Source organism: Pseudolactococcus insecticola (genome assembly GCF_011170065.1).
Lineage (GTDB): Bacteria > Bacillota > Bacilli > Lactobacillales > Streptococcaceae > Pseudolactococcus > Pseudolactococcus insecticola.
In genome coordinates, this window is sequence record NZ_BLLH01000025.1 from 1 (window position 1) to 1,022 (window position 1,022).

At 43.3% G+C, this 1,022-nt stretch carries 1 protein-coding gene; it reads right to left on the bottom strand.

Annotated elements, in window-relative coordinates:
* Positions 1-1,022: hypothetical protein (locus tag Hs20B_RS09605; RefSeq protein WP_191088441.1), on the bottom strand; the 1,022-nt coding region annotated here is incomplete at both ends.

The following is a 1,022-nucleotide window of genomic DNA, read 5'->3' on the forward strand; positions in this document are numbered from 1 at the left end:
CAGTAGAGTCTCTACCAGCATTGGAGTCTGAGTCATACGTTGAATCACTGTCTTCTGAGGAATCTGAATCCTCAGTGGAATCGCTATCTTCGGATGAATCTGAGTCTTCTGTTGAATCGCTATCTTCAGATGAATCTGAGTCTTCTGTTGAATCGCTATCTTCAGATGAGTCTGAGTCTTCTGTTGAATCGCTATCTTCTGACGAGTCTGAATCCTCAGTGGAATCGCTGTCTTCTGATGAATCTGAATCTTCTGAGGAGTCACTGTCTTCAGATGAATCTGAGTCTTCTGTTGAATCGCTATCTTTTGACGAGTCTGAGTCTTCTGTTGAATCGCTGTCTTCAGATGAGTCTGAATCCTCAGTGGAATCGCTGTCTTCGATCGAATCTGAGTCTTCTGTTGAATCGCTATCTTCTGATGAATCTGAATCTTCTGTTGAGTCGCTATCTTCTGATGAATCTGAATCTTCTGTTGAATCTAGCGCAGTTGCTGATTCGCTATCCGCTGTTGAATCTGAATCTTCTGAGGAGTCGCTGTCTTCGGATGAATCTGAATCTTCTGAGGAGTCGCTATCTTCTGATGAATCTGAGTCTTCTGATGAATCTGAGTCTTCTGAGGAATCGCTGTCTTCGTCTGAATCTGAATCTTCGGATGAGTCGCTATCTTCTGAGGAGTCACTATCTTCTGAGGAGTCTGAATCTTCGGATGAGTCGCTATCTTCTGAGGAGTCTGAATCTTCTGTTGAATCGCTATCTTCTGATGAATCTGAATCTTCGGATGAGTCACTATCTTCTGATGAATCTGAATCTTCGGATGAGTCGCTATCTTCTGTTGAATCTGAGTCTTCTGAGGAGTCGCTATCTTCTGATGAGTCTGAGTCTTCTGTTGAGTCGCTGTCTTCTGTTGAGTCGCTATCTTCTGTTGAATCGCTGTCTTCAGATGAATCTGAGTCTTCTGTTGAGTCGCTGTCTTCAGATGAGTCTGAGTCTTCTGTTGAATCACTGTCTTCAGATGAATCGCTA